The organism is Micromonospora sp. CPCC 205739 (assembly GCF_036906795.1).
GTDB lineage: Bacteria > Actinomycetota > Actinomycetes > Mycobacteriales > Micromonosporaceae > Micromonospora.
The window spans coordinates 684,830-700,018 of sequence record NZ_JBAKHS010000001.1; the positions used below are offsets into that span (position 1 = coordinate 684,830).

General features: G+C 73.2%; 17 protein-coding genes. 8 read left to right on the top strand and 9 right to left on the bottom strand.

What is annotated here, in order from left to right:
• Positions 1 to 339 precede the first annotated feature (339 nt).
• Genes V6U88_RS03200 through V6U88_RS03210 form a run of 3 tightly spaced genes read right to left on the bottom strand, consistent with a single transcriptional unit; the run spans position 340 to position 2,025 of the window.
• A complete protein-coding gene (locus V6U88_RS03200) occupies positions 340 to 675 on the bottom strand; it encodes a YrdB family protein (RefSeq protein ID WP_334449669.1) in 336 nt (111 codons plus the stop codon).
• Positions 672 to 1,241, bottom strand: a complete 570-nt coding sequence (locus V6U88_RS03205) for a TetR/AcrR family transcriptional regulator (RefSeq protein ID WP_334449670.1) — start codon at positions 1,239 to 1,241, stop codon at positions 672 to 674. The genes V6U88_RS03200 and V6U88_RS03205 overlap by 4 nt, the downstream gene beginning before the upstream one ends.
• A complete protein-coding gene (locus V6U88_RS03210) occupies positions 1,234 to 2,025 on the bottom strand; it encodes an alpha/beta fold hydrolase (RefSeq protein ID WP_334449671.1) in 792 nt (263 codons plus the stop codon). Before V6U88_RS03210 ends, V6U88_RS03205 begins: the two co-directional genes overlap by 8 nt.
• Positions 2,026 to 2,106: 81 nt before the next feature.
• Here V6U88_RS03210 and V6U88_RS03215 point away from each other — a divergent pair, with 81 nt between their 5' ends.
• On the top strand, positions 2,107 to 2,511 hold the full coding sequence (locus V6U88_RS03215; RefSeq protein WP_334449672.1) for a VOC family protein: 405 nt from the start codon (positions 2,107 to 2,109) through the stop codon (positions 2,509 to 2,511).
• Between the two features lies 1 nt (position 2,512).
• Here the strand turns inward: V6U88_RS03215 and V6U88_RS03220 are convergent, their stop codons facing one another.
• Positions 2,513 to 3,433: a proline dehydrogenase family protein gene (locus V6U88_RS03220; protein ID WP_334449673.1), complete on the bottom strand. Its 921-nt coding sequence runs from the start codon at positions 3,431 to 3,433 to the stop codon at positions 2,513 to 2,515.
• Between the two features lie 141 nt (positions 3,434 to 3,574).
• Here V6U88_RS03220 and V6U88_RS03225 point away from each other — a divergent pair, with 141 nt between their 5' ends.
• From V6U88_RS03225 to V6U88_RS03235, 3 genes are read left to right on the top strand one after another with little or no spacing between them, the layout of a single operon-like run.
• Positions 3,575 to 3,853 (top strand): hypothetical protein, encoded by a 279-nt coding sequence (locus V6U88_RS03225; RefSeq protein WP_334449674.1) that lies wholly within the window; start codon positions 3,575 to 3,577, stop codon positions 3,851 to 3,853.
• Position 3,854: 1 nt separating this feature from the next.
• Entirely contained in the window at positions 3,855 to 5,021 is a 1,167-nt protein-coding gene (locus tag V6U88_RS03230) for a glutathionylspermidine synthase family protein (RefSeq protein WP_334449675.1), read from the top strand.
• Between the two features lie 19 nt (positions 5,022 to 5,040).
• Entirely contained in the window at positions 5,041 to 5,616 is a 576-nt protein-coding gene (locus V6U88_RS03235) for a CGNR zinc finger domain-containing protein (protein WP_334449676.1), read from the top strand.
• A 31-nt stretch (positions 5,617 to 5,647) separates the two neighbouring features.
• On the opposite strand, the gene V6U88_RS03240 is transcribed toward V6U88_RS03235, so the two are convergent.
• Both V6U88_RS03240 and V6U88_RS03245 read right to left on the bottom strand, forming a co-directional pair.
• Entirely contained in the window at positions 5,648 to 6,454 is an 807-nt protein-coding gene (locus V6U88_RS03240; protein WP_334449677.1) for a sugar phosphate isomerase/epimerase family protein, read from the bottom strand.
• 76 nt (positions 6,455 to 6,530) lie between these two features.
• Positions 6,531 to 7,475 (bottom strand): Ppx/GppA phosphatase family protein, encoded by a 945-nt coding sequence (locus V6U88_RS03245; RefSeq protein ID WP_334449678.1) that lies wholly within the window; start codon positions 7,473 to 7,475, stop codon positions 6,531 to 6,533.
• Between the two features lie 74 nt (positions 7,476 to 7,549).
• On the opposite strand from V6U88_RS03245, the gene V6U88_RS03250 reads away from it, so the two are divergent.
• A complete protein-coding gene (locus tag V6U88_RS03250) occupies positions 7,550 to 8,359 on the top strand; it encodes a hypothetical protein (RefSeq protein ID WP_334449679.1) in 810 nt (269 codons plus the stop codon).
• Positions 8,360 to 8,377: 18 nt separating this feature from the next.
• On the opposite strand, the gene V6U88_RS03255 is transcribed toward V6U88_RS03250, so the two are convergent.
• A complete protein-coding gene (locus V6U88_RS03255; RefSeq protein WP_334449680.1) occupies positions 8,378 to 9,061 on the bottom strand; it encodes a response regulator transcription factor in 684 nt (227 codons plus the stop codon).
• Between the two features lie 20 nt (positions 9,062 to 9,081).
• A complete protein-coding gene (locus V6U88_RS03260; RefSeq protein ID WP_442934559.1) occupies positions 9,082 to 10,296 on the bottom strand; it encodes a sensor histidine kinase in 1,215 nt (404 codons plus the stop codon).
• A gap of 290 nt (positions 10,297 to 10,586) precedes the next feature.
• On the opposite strand from V6U88_RS03260, the gene phoU reads away from it, so the two are divergent.
• Positions 10,587 to 11,240, top strand: a complete 654-nt coding sequence (gene phoU / locus V6U88_RS03265; RefSeq protein ID WP_334449681.1) for a phosphate signaling complex protein PhoU — start codon at positions 10,587 to 10,589, stop codon at positions 11,238 to 11,240.
• Positions 11,241 to 11,298: 58 nt separating this feature from the next.
• Here the strand turns inward: phoU and V6U88_RS03270 are convergent, their stop codons facing one another.
• The gene (locus V6U88_RS03270) at positions 11,299 to 12,066 is read right to left on the bottom strand and encodes a phosphoglyceromutase (RefSeq protein ID WP_334449682.1); all 768 of its coding nucleotides are present in this window, start codon (positions 12,064 to 12,066) and stop codon (positions 11,299 to 11,301) included.
• Between the two features lie 151 nt (positions 12,067 to 12,217).
• Between V6U88_RS03270 and V6U88_RS03275 the strand changes: the two genes are divergently transcribed.
• Both V6U88_RS03275 and V6U88_RS03280 read left to right on the top strand, forming a co-directional pair.
• Positions 12,218 to 13,549 carry an MDR family MFS transporter gene (locus V6U88_RS03275; RefSeq protein WP_334449683.1) on the top strand — a complete coding sequence of 444 codons (1,332 nt, stop codon included), beginning with the start codon at positions 12,218 to 12,220 and terminating at the stop codon, positions 13,547 to 13,549.
• A gap of 298 nt (positions 13,550 to 13,847) precedes the next feature.
• A complete protein-coding gene (locus V6U88_RS03280; RefSeq protein ID WP_334449684.1) occupies positions 13,848 to 15,158 on the top strand; it encodes an MFS transporter in 1,311 nt (436 codons plus the stop codon).
• Positions 15,159 to 15,189 lie beyond the last annotated feature (31 nt).

The window sequence follows — 15,189 nt, forward strand, 5'->3', positions numbered from 1 at the left end:
CCCACATCAGGATGGGCCTGAATCGTTCACGACATCAGCTCGAAAGGGCGCAACCACCGCAGGTCCATCCCCGCCGCGCCGGCCTCGACCTCCTCATCACCCCGGCCGTGCGGGTGCCGCGGACCGCCAGCGGCGACCGCGACGGTCGCGACGATGGCGGCGACCGCTGCGGGACGTGCGTCCCGTTGGTTCCGGGAGCAACCAGCGGTGGTCGCCTGCCGGCGGTCACCCCGTAGGCCAGGGCCGCCTTCGTCCTGCACGACCCCGCACCGCCGGCCCGCCAGCGGCCACCGGGGGCGGGACCAGGAGCAACCGCCCGGTGCACGCCACCGACGCCGGTCAGGCCGGGTGACCGCCGTGGCTGAGCAGGGCCCGGTCCACCGCCCAGATGACGACCAGACCCACCGCGAGCGACGGATGGCCGGCGAGGGTGAGCAGCACCCCGGCGACGAGGAAGCAGGCCGCCTGGACGGCGTACTTGGCCGCCGGGGCGAGCCGGACCCGGGCCCGGGGCGAGCAGAAGACGCCCCAGACCAGCGCGATCAGCAGGGGTGCACCGAGCCCGGCGAGCACCCGGACGGCCGGCCCGGCGTCGAGGGTGAAGCCCCACCAGCCGGCGACGGCGAGCATCGCCAGCTCCACCAGGAGGGCGATGGTCAGCAGCCCGGCCTTCATCCGGCTCCCCAGTCCCGGTAGGCGGTGTCCAACGCGGTCACCAGGTGCTCGAAGGAGCGGTCGATGCTCAGGGGCAGGCCGAAGCCGCCGGCCGCCTCCAGGGTGACGAAGCCGTGTACGGCGCTGCGGAAGAGGCGGGCCGCGTCGACCGCCGCGTCACCGGTGAGGCCGTAGCCGCGCAGGATCGCGTAGACCGCGTCGAGGGCCCGCCGGCCGGCGGCAACGTGCTCCGGATCGGCCGGATCGGGCACCTGCTGCGCGGCCGGGTACCGGCCGGGGTGCCGCAGGGCGTAGTCGCGCCAGGCGGTGGCCACCGCGCGCAGCGCGTCCACCCCGGCTCGCCCGGCGGCTGCCGAGGTCATCGCATCGGCCAGTTCGCCGACGGCAAGCGCGCCGAGCTTGCGGCTCAGCGCGTCGGCGCCCTTGACGTGCTTGTAGAGGCTGGGCAGCGCGACACCGAGCCGGGTGGCCAGTGCGGCCAGCGTCAACCGCTCGTAACCGACCTCGTCGGCGAGGCGGGCCGCCTCACGGACCACCGTCGCCGGGGTGAGCCCGGCCCTAGGCACCCGCCGTCACCGCCAGGAACTCGACCAGTTGGGCGGCGGTCGCCGCCGGCTGGTCGGCGTGCGGGTAGTGGCCGGAGTCGGCGATCATGCGGGCCTCGGCGGTGGCGAAGAGACGCCGGGCGGCGCGCGCCTCGGCTGCCGGGTCGGCGAAGTCGGGGTCCTTCGCGCCCATCAGCACCAGCACCGGCTGCCGCACGTCCGCCGCCCGGGCCGACCAGTGCGGGGCGACCGGCGCGATCACGCCACGGACCGCCGCCATCCGGCCGCGCAGTCCGGCGACGAGTTCCCTGCGGTACGCGGCGTCGTCGGCGGGCCGACCGCAGGGAAAGAGCGTCTTGTGGAACATGCCGAAGAGTCGGGGACTGCGCAGCACCGCCGCCTGGGCGAGCCGCATCGCCGGGTTGGGCCGGGGCTCGGCGACGAACGCGCCGATCTGCACGATGCCGTTGACCAGCTCGGGCGCGTCGCCGGCGGCGAAGACCACGGCCGCCGCGCTGGACGAGCTGCCGACCAGGGTGGCCGGGCCGCCGAGGGTACGCACCACGGCCAGCAGGTCGGAGCCGACCTCGGCCGGGGCGTACGACGGCCAGTGGGCGCTGGAGTCGCCGTGCCCCCGGACGTCCATCGAGGCCACCCGGTAGCCCGCCGCGACCAGGAGCGGGATGAGGTGACGGAAGGACCGCCGGTTCTCCCCCATGCCGTGCGCGAGGAGCACCAGCGGCCCCTCGCCGTGCACCTCGTACGCGATGGTGCCGCCGTCCCGTTCCACCCGGCTAATACTCATAGCCCAAAAGCTAAGTCCATTAGCCTAATCTGTCAACGGCGGACTTGACCTGAAGTCGGGTACAGCTTCGATGATCACCGCATGACCTCGACGGGGAATCCACACGTCCGCATCGCCCGGCCGAGCCGCGACCTCGGGGCGGCCGAGCGCTTCTGGGTCGACGGACTCGGCCTGAGCGTGCTGTACCGGGGCGAGGCCGCCGGGCCCGGGGAGCACGACCTGGTCATGCTGGGCTGGCCGGACGCAACCTGGCACCTGGAGCTGGTCGGCGGGGAGCACCTGGCGGTCGAACCCCGCCCGACGGAGGAGGACCTGTTCGTGCTCTACCTGGACGGGCCGGTCGAGGCGGACCTGGTGGCGAGACTGGAACGGGCCGGCGGGACGAGGGCCTCCGCCGGCCCGTACTGGGACCGCTGGGGGGTGACGGTGGCCGATCCGGACGGCTACCGGTTGGTGCTGAGCACCCGGGGCTGGTCGAACGCCTGAGTCACTTCTTGGAGACCAGCGCCCGGCCGAAGAACATCAGGTTCGCGGGGCGCTCGGCGAGCCGGCGCATCAGGTAGCCGTACCAGTCCTCGCCGTAGGGCAGGTAGGTCCGCACGGTGTAGCCCTCGCCGACGAGCCGCTTCTGCTCCTCGGGGCGGATGCCGTACAGCATCTGGAACTCGAAGCGGTCCGGGCCGCGGTCGAACCAGCGGGCCCGGTCCTCGCCGATGGCGATCAGGCGCGGGTCGTGGGTGGCCAGCATCGGGTAGCCGTCCCCGGACATCAGCACGTTCAGGCAGCGGACGTAGGACTTGTCCACCTCGCGGGCCGACTGGTACGCCACCGACTCCGGCTCCTTGTAGGCGCCCTTGCAGAGCCGTACCCGGGACCCGGCCCCGGCCAGCTCACGGCAGTCCGACTCGGTCCGGCGCAGGTACGCCTGGAGCACCGCGCCGGTCGACGGGTAGTCCTTGCGCAGGTCGGCCAGCAGGCTCAGGGTCGAGTCGGTGGTGGTGTGGTCCTCCATGTCGAGGGTGACCGTGGTGTTCGCCTCGTCGGCCGCAGCGCAGATCGCCCGGGCGTTCTCGTACGCCAGCCGCTCGTCGAACTTCTGGCCCAGCGCCGAGAGTTTCACGCTGACCTCGGCGGGCGGGGTGAGCCCGGCGGCGGAGAGCAGCTTCAGCAGCTTGAGGTACTCGTCGCGGGTGGCGTTGGCCTGCTCGGGAGTGACGGTGTCCTCACCGAGGTTGTCGATCGTGACCGCGAGGCCGTCGGCGACGAGCTCGCGGGTCGCGCGCAACGCGTCGTCGGTGCCGGCGCCGGCGACGAACCGGCGGACGACGTCCCGGGTGAACGGGGCCGTCGCGATGAGCCGCTCGACCTGGGATGACCGGGAGGCGGCGAGGATGACGGAACGGAGCATGAGCCGAGCGTAACGCCCGTGCGGCGGGCTCCGCCGGGGGGCGGCCGGGCCGCCCGGAGAGCCCGCGACACGCGTCCCAACAGCATCACGAGCACCGCCCGGGGGGCGACGGAAGTGGCGTCGATCAGCTACAACGATGCCGTGGATCGACACCCCCGCCGCCGGCTCCGGTCGGCCTCCGTGCAGCTCGGCGCGCTGACCGCCCTGGCGCTGGCGCTCTCCGGCTGCAACATGACCTCCGACGACGACGATGACGACGACTGCGCCCTCGGCCCGACCGGCGGCGGGGACACGGTCGCGCTGGCGATGCGGGTGCCGGCCGTCACCACCGACGCCGGCACCAGCGAGCCCCGGCCGGTGGCCGCCGCCCTGCCCGAGCGGGGCGGCTTCGGCATCCACCTCGCCTCCTGCGGCGGCTGAGATGCGACGCGAGGCGGCCACCCCGCGTCCGGACTGGGACGCCACGGTCCGCGCGCAGGGACTGGTGTACGTCGACACCGAGCTGCCCGACGGCGGGACCATGTCGTACTGGGACGAGACGGCGGCGTACGCCTTCGACCTGGCCGAGGTGCTGCGGCTGGAGGAGGCCACGGAGGAGCTGCACCGGATGTCGGTGGCCGCGGCCGAGCACGTCGTCGCCCGGGGCCGGTACGCCGAGTTCGGCATCCCGGCCTGGGCCGCCGAGGCGGTCGCCCGGTCGCTGCGCGAGCGGCCGCCGACCCTCTACGGCCGCTTCGATCTCGCCTACGACGGCAGCTGGCCGCCGAAGCTGCTGGAGTACAACGCCGACACCCCCACCGCTCTGGTCGAGGCGAGCATCATCCAGTGGTACTGGCTGGAGCAGACGCACTCGGACGCCGACCAGTGGAACAGCCTGCACGAGCGGCTGGTCGGCGCCTGGGCCAAGATCGGCGCCGGCCTGCACGACCGGCGGGTGCACGTGGCCTGGTCGAACGAGGAGGAGTCCGGCGAGGACGAGATCACCGCCGGCTACCTGGCCGAGACCGCCCGCCAGGCCGGGCTGGACGTCACGTTGCTGCCGATCCAGCATGTCGGCTGGGACGGCCGGCGCTTCGTCGACGCCGACGACCGACCGGTGACCACCTGCTTCAAGCTCTACCCGTGGGAGTGGATGCTGGCCGAGCCGTACGGGCCGGCGGCGCTGGAGCCGGGCACCCCGACCACCTGGATCGAGCCGGCCTGGAAGCTGCTGCTCTCCAACAAGGCGCTGCTCGCCGTGCTCTGGGAGCTGTACCCGGGGCACGAGTACCTGCTGCCGGCGTACCTGGACTCGCCGCGCGGGATGCCGGAGTACGTGGCGAAGCCGCTGCTCGGCCGGGAGGGCGGCTCGGTGCGGATCGTGACCCGCGACACCGAGCTCACCAACCCGGGCATCTACGGCGCCGAGGGCTTCTGTTACCAGGAGTTCCGGGCGCTGCCGGAGTTCGCCGGCAACCGTACGGTGCTCGGGAGCTGGATCGTCGACGGCGAGTCGGCCGGGGTCGGCGTCCGGGAAAGCGAGAGCCTCATCACGGACGGTTACGCGCGGTTCCTGCCGCACTACATCGACGCGCCGCGCAGCCCGTGAGTCGTCTACCGTTGGTGGCGTGAACTTCGACGCGTACGCCCGGACCGGCGTTGACCTCGTCAACGCCCGCCTGGACGACCTCGACGACCTGCGGGCCCTCTTTCCGGACGACAACGCGTGGATGCGCGACGAGGTCGCCGAACGGGACCTGGTGATCTTCCGGCGGGCGCAGAAGCGCCTGCGTGACGTGTTCGAGTACGGCACGTCGGGGCGGGACGTCCAGGCGGTAGCCGAGCTGAACGCCCTGCTGGAGGCGTTCCCGGTGCAGCCGCGGATCTCCGGCCACGACTCCAGCGACTGGCACATGCACGTGACCAGCCGGGGCGCGTCGGTCAGCGCGGAATACCTGGCCGGTGCGGTCTGGGGCCTGTCGGTCTGGCTCTGCGAGTACGGCAGCGCCCGGTTCGGGGTCTGCGCGGACGAGCGGTGCGGCAACGTCTACCTGGACACCTCGTCGAACTGCTGCCGGCGGTTCTGCTCGGAGCGTTGCGCCACCCGCTCCCACGTCGCCGCCCACCGCGCCCGCAAGCGGGCCGCCGTCGGTGAGCAGGTCGCCGTCCCGACCCAGGCCGACTCCCTCACCCCCGTCCCCTGACCCGACCCGGCCACCCGGCCGGGCCGGAGGGTCAGGCGTCGACCGGGGACGGGGCGGTGAGGTGGGCACGGGCGAAGGCCAGGGCCTCGCGCAGGTCGGCCTCGCGGTCGGCGCGGCTCTTCGCGCCCCGGGTGGTGACCTCGACGGCCACCGAACCGGTGAAGCCCCGGCCGGCCAGTGAGCGCAGCAGCTCGGCGCAGGGCTGGCTGCCGCGCCCGGGGACCAGGTGCTCGTCGCGCCCCTCGCCGGTGCCGTCGCCGAGGTGCACGTGCGCCAGCCGGTCGCCCATCCGGTCGGCCATCGCCAGCGAGTCGGTGTGCGAGGCGGCGCAGTGCGACAGGTCCAGGGTGTACGAGGCGTACCCGGTCTCGGTCGGGTCCCAGCCCGGGACGTACGGCACGAACTGCCGGCCGGCCATCCGCACCGGGTACATGTTCTCCACCGGGAAGAGCAGGTCCGGGTACTCGCCGGCGATCGCGGCGAGCCCCGCGGAGAAGTTGCGCGCGTAGTCCCGCTGCCAGGTGAACGGCGGGTGCACGACCACGGTCGGCGCGCCGAGGGTCGAGGCCAGCTCGGCCGAGCGGCGCAGCCGCTCCCAGGGGTCGGGGCTCCACACCCGTTGGGTCACCAGCAGGCAGGGCGCGTGCACCGAGAGGACCGGTACGCCGTAGTGCTCGGAGAGGCCGCGCAGCGCGCCGGCGTCCTGGCTGACGGCGTCGGTCCAGACCATCACCTCGATGCCGTCGTAGCCGAGCGCCGCGGCCAGCTGGAACGCCGCCGCGGTCCGCTCAGGGAAGACCGAGGACGTGGACAGGAGCACCGGAACGCGGGAAGTCACGCCCCTCAGGGTAGCCCGACCGGTCGCCACGCTTCAGGACGAGCAGCGGCAAATGACGCAGAACGGCCGACGCGGATCACATCGGCTCCAGCTGATCCAGCCGCCGGAGGATGACGCCCTCGCGCAGCGCCCACGGGCAGATGTCCAGCGCCGGGACGTCCAGGCGGCGCATCACCGCCTCGGCCACCACCGCGCCGCTGAGCAGCTGGTGCGCCCGCCCCGGGCTGACCCCCTCCAGCTCGGCCAGCTGGGCCGGCGGGATGTGCCGGATGAAGCCGAGCACCTGCCGCAGCCCGGTGCGGGTGAGGCTGCGCCGGGCCCAGAGCCCGGCCGAGGAGGGTGCCGCGCCGGCCAGCCGGGCCAGCATCCGGAAGGTCTTGGAGGTGGCGACGGGACGCTCCCAGCCCACCCCGGTCAGCTTCTCGACCACCGGGTCGAGCAGCCCGTCGACGTACTCCCGCAGCTCCTCCACGGCCTCGGCGGACGGCGACACCTGCCCGGCCGGGTCCACCCGCAGCCGCTCCCGGCTCAGCCGGCCGGCCCCCAGCGGCAGGGAGATCGCCACGTCCGGGTCCTCGTCGATGCCGGCCGCGAGCTCCAGCGAACCGCCGCCGATGTCCATCGCCAGCAGCCGCCCGGCGGACCAGCCGAACCACCGCCGGACCGCGAGGAAGGTCATCCGCGCCTCGTCCGCGCCGGAGAGCACCTCCAGCCGTACGCCGGTCTCGTCGCGGACCCGGGCCAACACGTCGGCGGCGTTGGTGGCGTCGCGCACCGCGGAGGTGGCGAAGGCGAGCAGGTCGTCGGCGGCCAGCCCGGCGGCGGCGGTACGCCCCATGCCGACCGCCTTGACCAGGCTGTCCGCCCCCTCCTCGGTCAGCGCGCCGTCCGGGCCGATCTGTTCGGCGAGCCGCAGGACCACCTTCTCGGAGTGCGCCGGCCAGGGGTGCGCCCCGTGGTGGGCGTCGACCACCAGGAGGTGGACCGTGTTGGAACCGACGTCGAGGACACCCAGTCGCATGCTGTCGACCCTAGGGCCAACACGTTTCCGCGGCTCGTCGGCCGGGCCCGGTCACTCCGCGTACGCTGGTCCGGGTGACGAGCCAGGTGGAACTGCACGCACTGGTGGACGACCCGGACGACCCGCGCAGCCGTGAGGTGGAGCTGGACTTCCCGCGCGAGTGGATCGAGTTCGTCGACCCGGCCGACGAGCGGCATCTGATCCGCGCCGACCTGACCTGGCTGCTCTCCCGCTGGACGTGCGTCTTCGGCAAGGGCTGCCACGGCATCATCGCCGGCCGGGCCGCCGACGGCTGCTGCTCACACGGCGCGTTCTTCACCGACTCCGACGACGAGAAGCGGGTCCGGGCCGCGGTCAAGCGACTCACCCCGCAGACCTGGCAGCACTTCCGCCGGGGCATCAAGAACTGGACCGAGGACGACACGATCGACGGCAAGAACCCGGCCCGGCGCACCGCCACCCGGGACGTGGACGCCCCGTGCGTGTTCCTCAACGACGCCGACTTCCCCGGCGGTGGCGGGTGCGCCCTGCACGGCCAGGCGCTGCGCGACGGGGTGCACCCGCTGGAGTACAAGCCGGACGTCTGCTGGCAGCTGCCGATCCGCCGCGAGCAGGACTGGACCAAGCGGCCCGACAACACCAAGGTGCTGGTCTCCACGCTGACCGAGTTCGACCGGCGGGGCTGGGGCGCCGGCGGGCACGACCTCGACTGGTGGTGCACGTCGTCCACCGACGCGCACGTCGGCGCCGACCCGATGTACGTCTCGTACGGCCCGGAGCTGACCGCGCTGATCGGCGCGCCCGCGTACGCGAAGCTGGCGGAGCTGTGCGGGGCGCGGCTGCGCCAGGGCCAGGTGGCCCCGCACCCGGCCAGCGAGCGCTGACTCCGGCGGCCCCGCGGCCTACGGCTCGAACTTGTAGCCGAGGCCGCGCACGGTGACGATGAACCGCGGCGCGGACGGCTCCGGCTCGACCTTCGAGCGCAGCCGTTTGACGTGCACGTCGAGGGTCTTGGTGTCGCCGACGTAGTCGGCACCCCAGACCCGGTCGATGAGCTGGCCCCGGGTGAGCACCCGGCCGGCGTTGCGCAGCAGCAGTTCGAGCAGCTCGAACTCCTTCAGCGGCAGCTGGACCGGGGCGCCGTCGACGGTCACCACGTGCCGCTCGATGTCCATCCGGACCGGGCCGGCGGCCAGCGTCGGGGCGCCAGACTCGGTCACCTCGGCGCTCTGCCGGCGCAGCACCGCCCGGATCCGGGCCACCAGTTCCCGGGGCGAGTACGGCTTGGTGACGTAGTCGTCGGCCCCGATCTCCAGGCCGACCACCTTGTCGATCTCACTGTCCCGGGCGGTGACCATGATGATCGGCACGTGCGAGCGCTGCCGCAGCTGACGGCAGACCTCCGTCCCGGACATCTCGGGGAGCATCAGGTCGAGCAGGACGATGTCCGCGCCGGTCCGGTCGAACTCGGTGAGGGCGGAGGTACCCGTCGCGGCGACGGACACCTCGAAACCCTCCTTGCGGAGCATGTACGACAGGGCGTCGGAGAACGACTCCTCGTCCTCGACCACCAGAACGCGGCTCAACGGTGCTTCCTCTCGTGCGGTCAGACCTGGCGAAGCTCGGCCGGGCCGGCCTCGATCCCAGCCGACGGCAGTATCGTCTCCAGGTCGGCCGGGGGGCTGGCCGGTAACCGGAGGGTGAACGTCGAGCCCCCTCCAAGAGTGCTCGCCACCTCGACCCGACCGCCATGGTTGCTGGCGATGTGTTTGACGATGGCCAGGCCCAGGCCGGTGCCACCGGTGGAGCGGGAGCGGGCCTGGTCGGCCCGGTAGAACCGTTCGAAGATCCGGTCGACGTCGTTGGGCGCGATGCCGATGCCCTGGTCGGTGACGGCGATCTCGACGTGTTCGTCAGCGGCGCGGGTGGCGACCCGGACGGTGGTGTCCTCGCCCGAGTAGTTGATCGCGTTCTCCACCAGATTGGCCACCGCCGTGGCGATCTGGGCGTCGCTGCCGTACACGGTCAGCCCCTTTTCGCCCTCCGTGACCACCTGGATCTGCCGGGCGGCGGCGGTGGTGCGGGTCCGGTCGATGACCTCGGCGATCACCCAGTCGACCGCGACCGGCTCCGGGGCGGGCTGCGGCTCGGCGCCCTGCAACCGGGTCAGCTCCAGCAGTTCCTGGACCAGCCGGCCCAGCCGGGTCGACTCGTGCTGGATCCGCTCGGCGAAGCGGCGGGCCGCGACCAGGTCCTCGGAGAGATCCGGCGCGACCGCCCCGGCGGGCTCGGTGGCGTCGAGCAGCGCCTCGGCGAGCAGTTGCAGCGCCCCGATCGGGGTCTTCAGCTCGTGGCTGACGTTGGCGACGAAGTCCCGCCGGACCCGGGCCAGCCGGTGCGACTCGGTGACGTCGGCCGCCTCGACCGAGATGTAGCCCGCGCCGAGGCCCATCGCCCGCAGGTGCACCCCGAGCGGGTTCACCCCGGCATTGTCGCGGCCCCGCGGCAGGTCCAGCTCGATCTCGCGCCGCACGCCAGTGCGGCGCACCTGCCCGGCGAGGGTACGGATCAGCGGGTGGGCGGCGATGGAGCCGGGCGTGGCACCGGTGCGGAGCAGGCCCATCGCCCGAGCGGCCGGGTTGACCAGCACCGGCACGTCGTCCGGATCGAGCACGACCACCCCGGCGCGCAGCGAGTCGATGGTCCTGCGGCCGAGCCCGGAGAGGCCGCCCTGCTGGTCGTCGGGAATCGCGAGCCTCCCTGAGCTCCAGCGGGAGCCACCGCTCCCGGACGGCGCCGCCCGGCGCCGCCACTCGTGCAGCGGGCGGGCCAGCAGCAGGCCAGCGACCAGGCCGGTCGCCAGCGCCACGGCCACCACGACCGCCACCACCCATTCCACCCGGCGATCGTAGGGTCATTGTTAACCTGGCTATCGCCCATAACGGGACGAATCATCCTCGCTTCCGGAGAAGTTCACCCGCGGGTCCCGCGTCGTTCACCGGAGTTCACCTCGGGTCCGCTCCCCCCGCCTACGGTTGGCGCGCACCTGCTCGACCCGTACGCCGATCGCCCCACCCCGGGGCCCGTCGGCACCGACCCCAGGAAGTGACCATGCGCGACGAGTTCCGGGCCGACCTGCAGATTGTCAGCCAGCTGCTGGTGGACATGGCGGAAGGGGTGCGCGCCGCGATGCGCCAGGCCACCCGAGGCCTGCTCACCGCCGACCGCGAGGCGTCGGAGGCCGTGATCGCGCGGGACGCCGAGATCGACGCCCTGTACCAGCACGTCGAGGAGCGGGTCTGCGACCTGCTCGCCCGGCAGGCGCCGGTCGCCTCCGACCTCCGAGCCATGATCACCGCGCTGCACGTCGCGGCGGACCTGGAGCGGATGGGCGACCTGGCCGACCACGTGGCCAAGACCGCGCTGCGCCGGCACCCGTCGCCGGCCGTGCCGGCGGAGCTGCGGCCGGTCTTCACCGACATGGCCGGCATCGCCGACCGGATGGCGGAGAAGATCGGCACGGTGCTGGCCAAGCCCGACGCCGATCTCGCCGCCGAACTGGACCGCGACGACGACGCCATGGACGACCTGCACAAGAGCCTGTTCAACGTGCTGCTCGGCGACGACTGGCCGTACGGGGTGGAGACGGCGATCGACGCCACCCTGCTCGGCCGCTTCTACGAGCGCTTCGCCGACCACGCGGTCAACGCCGGCGAGCACGTGGTCTACCTGATCACCGGCCAGACCACCCCCTCGGCGAGCTGACCCGGGCGACGACGAAGGCCCCCGGTCCGTGCGGACCGGGGGCCTTTTCGCGGGTACGTCAGCGGCCCTGGTTGGCCACCGCGGCGGCGGCCTCCTTGGCGGCGGCCGGGTCGAGGTAGGTGCCGCCCAGGGTGTGCGGGCGCAGCTGGGCGTCGAGGTCGTAGCGCAGCGGGATGCCGGTGGGGATGTTCAGCTTGGCGATCGCCTCGTCGCTGATCTGGTCGAGGTGCTTGACCAGGGCGCGCAGCGAGTTGCCGTGCGCGGCCACCAGCACCGTACGGCCGGCCAGGATGTCGGGCACGATCGAGTCGTACCAGTACGGCAGCATCCGCTCGACGACGTCCTTGAGGCACTCGGTGCGCGGCATCAGCTCGGTCGGCAGCAGCGCGTAGCGCGGGTCGCCGACCTGCGAGAACTCGTCGTCGTCGGCGATCGGGGGCGGCGGGGTGTCGTACGACCGGCGCCAGAGCATGAACTGCTCCTCGCCGTACTCCTCCAGGGTCTGCTTCTTGTTCTTGCCCTGCAGGGCGCCGTAGTGCCGCTCGTTGAGCCGCCACGACCGGCGCACCGCGATCCAGTGCCGGTCGGCGGCGTTGAGCGCCAGCTCGGCGGTGCGGATCGCGCGGCGCATCACGCTGGTGTGCACCACGTCGGGCAGCAGGCCGTGCTCGCGCATCAGCTCGCCGCCGCGCCGCGCCTCGTTCTCGCCCTTCTCGGTCAGGTCGACGTCCACCCAGCCGGTGAAGAGGTTCTTGGCGTTCCAGTCGCTCTCGCCGTGCCGCAACAGGACCAGCGTCCCGACGGTGGGCCCCTCGCTCGCAGTCATGCCGATCATCCTGCCGCAACCCGCCGGTGGACACACAGGCAGTGGTCGTGACGACCACCACGTGGAAAAACCGGTGACCGGTGTTCCGGGCCGACACTAGGTTGTAAGGCGCTTGAAACGGGGCGGTCATTACCTGAGCGGGGGCGCGGGCGTGCGGACGGTGCGGAGTTGGTTCCGGGACACCACCGGAGGGCTGCCGAGGACCTTCTGGTACCTCTGGACCGGCACCCTGATCAACCGGGTCGGCTCGTTCGTCCTGGTCTTCCTCGCCATCTACCTCACCCAGGAGCGCGGGTTCTCGAACGCCCAGGCCGGCCTGGTGCTCGGCCTCTGGGGCGTCGGCGGCGCGGTCGGCACCACCGTCGGCGGGACGCTCGCCGACCGCTGGGGCCGCCGGCCCACGCTGCTCACCGCGCACCTCGGCGCGGCCACCATGATGCTGGCGCTCGGCTTCGCCCGGGAGCTGCCCACGGTGGCGGTGGGTGCGCTGCTGCTCGGCATGTTCGCCGAGGCGGCCCGGCCCGCGTTCGGCGCGATGATGGTCGACGTGGTGCCGGAGAAGGACCGGCTGCGCGCCTTCTCGCTGAACTACTGGGCGATCAACCTCGGCTTCGCCTGCGCCGCGGTGCTCGCCGGGTTCGCCGCCCAGGCCGGCTACCTGCTGCTCTTCGTGGTCGACGCGATCACCACCGTGGTCACCGCGCTGATCATCTTCACCCGGGTGAAGGAGACCCGCCGGGCCACGGCCGCCCCCGCCCGCCCCGGTGGCGTCGCCCCGGCCGGCGCGCTGCGCACGATCCTGACCGACCGGGTCTTCCTGGGCTTCGTGGTGCTGAACCTGTTCGGCGCGCTGGTCTTCCTCCAGCACATCTCGATGCTGCCGATCGCGATGGGCGACTCGGGGCTCAGCCCCGCCACGTACGGCTCGGTGATCGCGCTCAACGGCGTGCTGATCGTCGTCGGGCAGCTCTTCGTGCCCCGGTTGATCAGGGGTCGCAGCCGCTCGCACGTGCTCGCCCTGGCCTCGCTGGTGATGGGCGTCGGTTTCGGCCTCACCGCGTTCGCCGACGCCGCCTGGTTCTACGGCCTCACGGTGCTGATCTGGACCCTCGGCGAGATGCTCAACTCGCCGTCCAACGCCACCCTCATCGCCGAACTCTCCCCCGACCGGCTGCGCGGCCGCTACCAGGGCGTCTTCTCGCTCTCCTGGCAGATCGCCGGGGCGGCGGCGCCGATCCTCGGCGGCCTGGTCCGGGAGCGGGCCGGCAACACCGAGCTCTGGCTCGGCTGCGCCGCCATCGGCGCCCTGATGGCGGTGGCCCACCTGATCTCCGGGCCGGCCCGGGAGCGGCGGGCCGCCCAGCTCCGGCCGGCGACGCAGCCGGTCACGCCGGTCACCGCCGTCCGGCAGCCGGCCCCCGAGGCGGCCGAGGCCGCCGCCACCGCCCCGGCCGAGCCCGTCCCGGCCCGCACCCCTTCCTGAGTACGCCGACCGCGCGCACCCGCCTCGGCACGCGGACCGGCCGAGGCCCCGGGCTCGGACGAGGCAGGGCACTGTACGGGCCCTTCCGAGCTGATGACGTGAACGAATCACGCCCGTCGGACCCGGAGCCCGAATCGTTGACGGCATCAGCTCGACAGTGCCTCCGACCACCGTCCGCCGTCGGGCCCGCGCGAACCCCGCAGCCGGCCCGGCCCGGTGATCACTAACACGGTGGCGCGCTCGCGCGGGGCTGCATACGGTCGGAAAGTTATCGGTTAACAAAGTTTCTGGAGGACGGGTGCGCGGGCTACGGCGCTGGTGGGACGGAACTGCCGGGGGCCTGCCCGCCACCTTCTGGTACCTCTGGGCGGGGCTGCTGGTCAACCGGGCCGGCGCCTTCGCGGTGCTCTTCCTGTCGCTCTACCTCACCGCGGCGCGCGGGGCCAGCGAGTCGCTGGCCGGCGTGGTGGTCGGCGCGTACGGGGCCGGCGGGGCGGTCGGGGTGCTGCTCGGCGGGGTGCTGGCGGACCGCTGGGGCCGCCGGGCCACCCTGCTGGCCGCGCACCTGGCGGCGGCGGGGCTGATGGCAGGGCTGGCGTTCAGCGAGCACCTGGCGATGATCGCCGCGCTGGCCGCGCTGGTCGGGGTCGCGCACTCGATGCCCAGTCCGGCCTTCGTCGCGGCGATCGTGGACGTGGTCCCCGAGCACCGCCGCTCGCGCGCGTTCAACCTCCAGTTCTGGGCGTTCAACCTGGGCATGGCGGTGGCCTCGCTGCTGGCCGGGCTGCTGGCCGAGGCGAGCTTCCTCGCGCTCTTCCTGGTCGACGCCGCCGCCACCCTGGCCGCCGCCGGGCTGATCGCCTGGAAGGTCCCCGAGACGCTGCCCCACCGCCGCTCGAAGCGGGCCGAGAGCCACCCGGAGCAGGCCCGGGGCGGGCGGATCACCGGCGACGCGGTGGCGGACCGGGCCGGGCGGGTCCGCCCGCCGGGGCTGCACACCGCGCTGACCGACCGCACCTTCCTGGTCTTCGTCGGGCTCACCTTCGTGCTGGCCGTGCTCACCATGCAGATCTCGACGATCATGCCGCTGGCCATGCGCGCGGACGGGCTGAGTCCGTCGGCGTACGGGACGGTGGTGGCGCTGGGCGGCGCACTGATCGTGGTGGGACAGCTCTTCGTACCCGCATTGATCGACCGGCGGCGCGCGCACCGCGTGCTGGCGCTTTCCACCGGGTTGCTGGCGGTGGGCTTCGGGGTGCTGGCCCTGGCCGACCAGCTCTGGGTCTACCTGGCCGCCGCGGTGGTCTGGACGGTCGGCTCGATGCTGGCCGCGCCGCCGAACGCGCAGATCAACGCCGACCTGGCCCCACCCGAACTGCGGGCGCGCTACCAGTCGGTGTTCTACCTGACCTTTCCGGCGGCGTCGTTCGTCGCGCCGACGCTCGGCGGGGTGAGCCTGCAGTACCTCGGGGAGCGGCACTGGCTGGTGGTGGCGGCCCTGGGGCTGCTCGCCGCCGGTGGGCACCTGCTGGCCGGGCCGAGCCGGGAACGCCGGGTGGCGGCCCGGCGGGTCGCCGAACCGGGGGCCGCTCCGCAGCCGGTGGGCTGACGAAACGACGGCAGAACGCCCACCTCGACCG

What these genes read in the sequence shown, in the direction of transcription:
- V6U88_RS03200 (WP_334449669.1), bottom strand. Translation starts at nt 675, where the DNA reads ATGAAGGCCGGGCTGCTGACCATCGCCCTCCTGGTGGAGCTGGCGATG.
- V6U88_RS03210 (WP_334449671.1), bottom strand. Translation starts at nt 2,025, where the DNA reads ATGAGTATTAGCCGGGTGGAACGGGACGGCGGCACCATCGCGTACGAG.
- V6U88_RS03215 (WP_334449672.1), top strand. Translation starts at nt 2,107, where the DNA reads ATGACCTCGACGGGGAATCCACACGTCCGCATCGCCCGGCCGAGCCGC.
- V6U88_RS03220 (WP_334449673.1), bottom strand. Translation starts at nt 3,433, where the DNA reads ATGCTCCGTTCCGTCATCCTCGCCGCCTCCCGGTCATCCCAGGTCGAG.
- V6U88_RS03230 (WP_334449675.1), top strand. Translation starts at nt 3,855, where the DNA reads ATGCGACGCGAGGCGGCCACCCCGCGTCCGGACTGGGACGCCACGGTC.
- V6U88_RS03245 (WP_334449678.1), bottom strand. Translation starts at nt 7,475, where the DNA reads ATGCGACTGGGTGTCCTCGACGTCGGTTCCAACACGGTCCACCTCCTG.
- phoU (WP_334449681.1), top strand. Translation starts at nt 10,587, where the DNA reads ATGCGCGACGAGTTCCGGGCCGACCTGCAGATTGTCAGCCAGCTGCTG.
- V6U88_RS03270 (WP_334449682.1), bottom strand. Translation starts at nt 12,066, where the DNA reads ATGACTGCGAGCGAGGGGCCCACCGTCGGGACGCTGGTCCTGTTGCGG.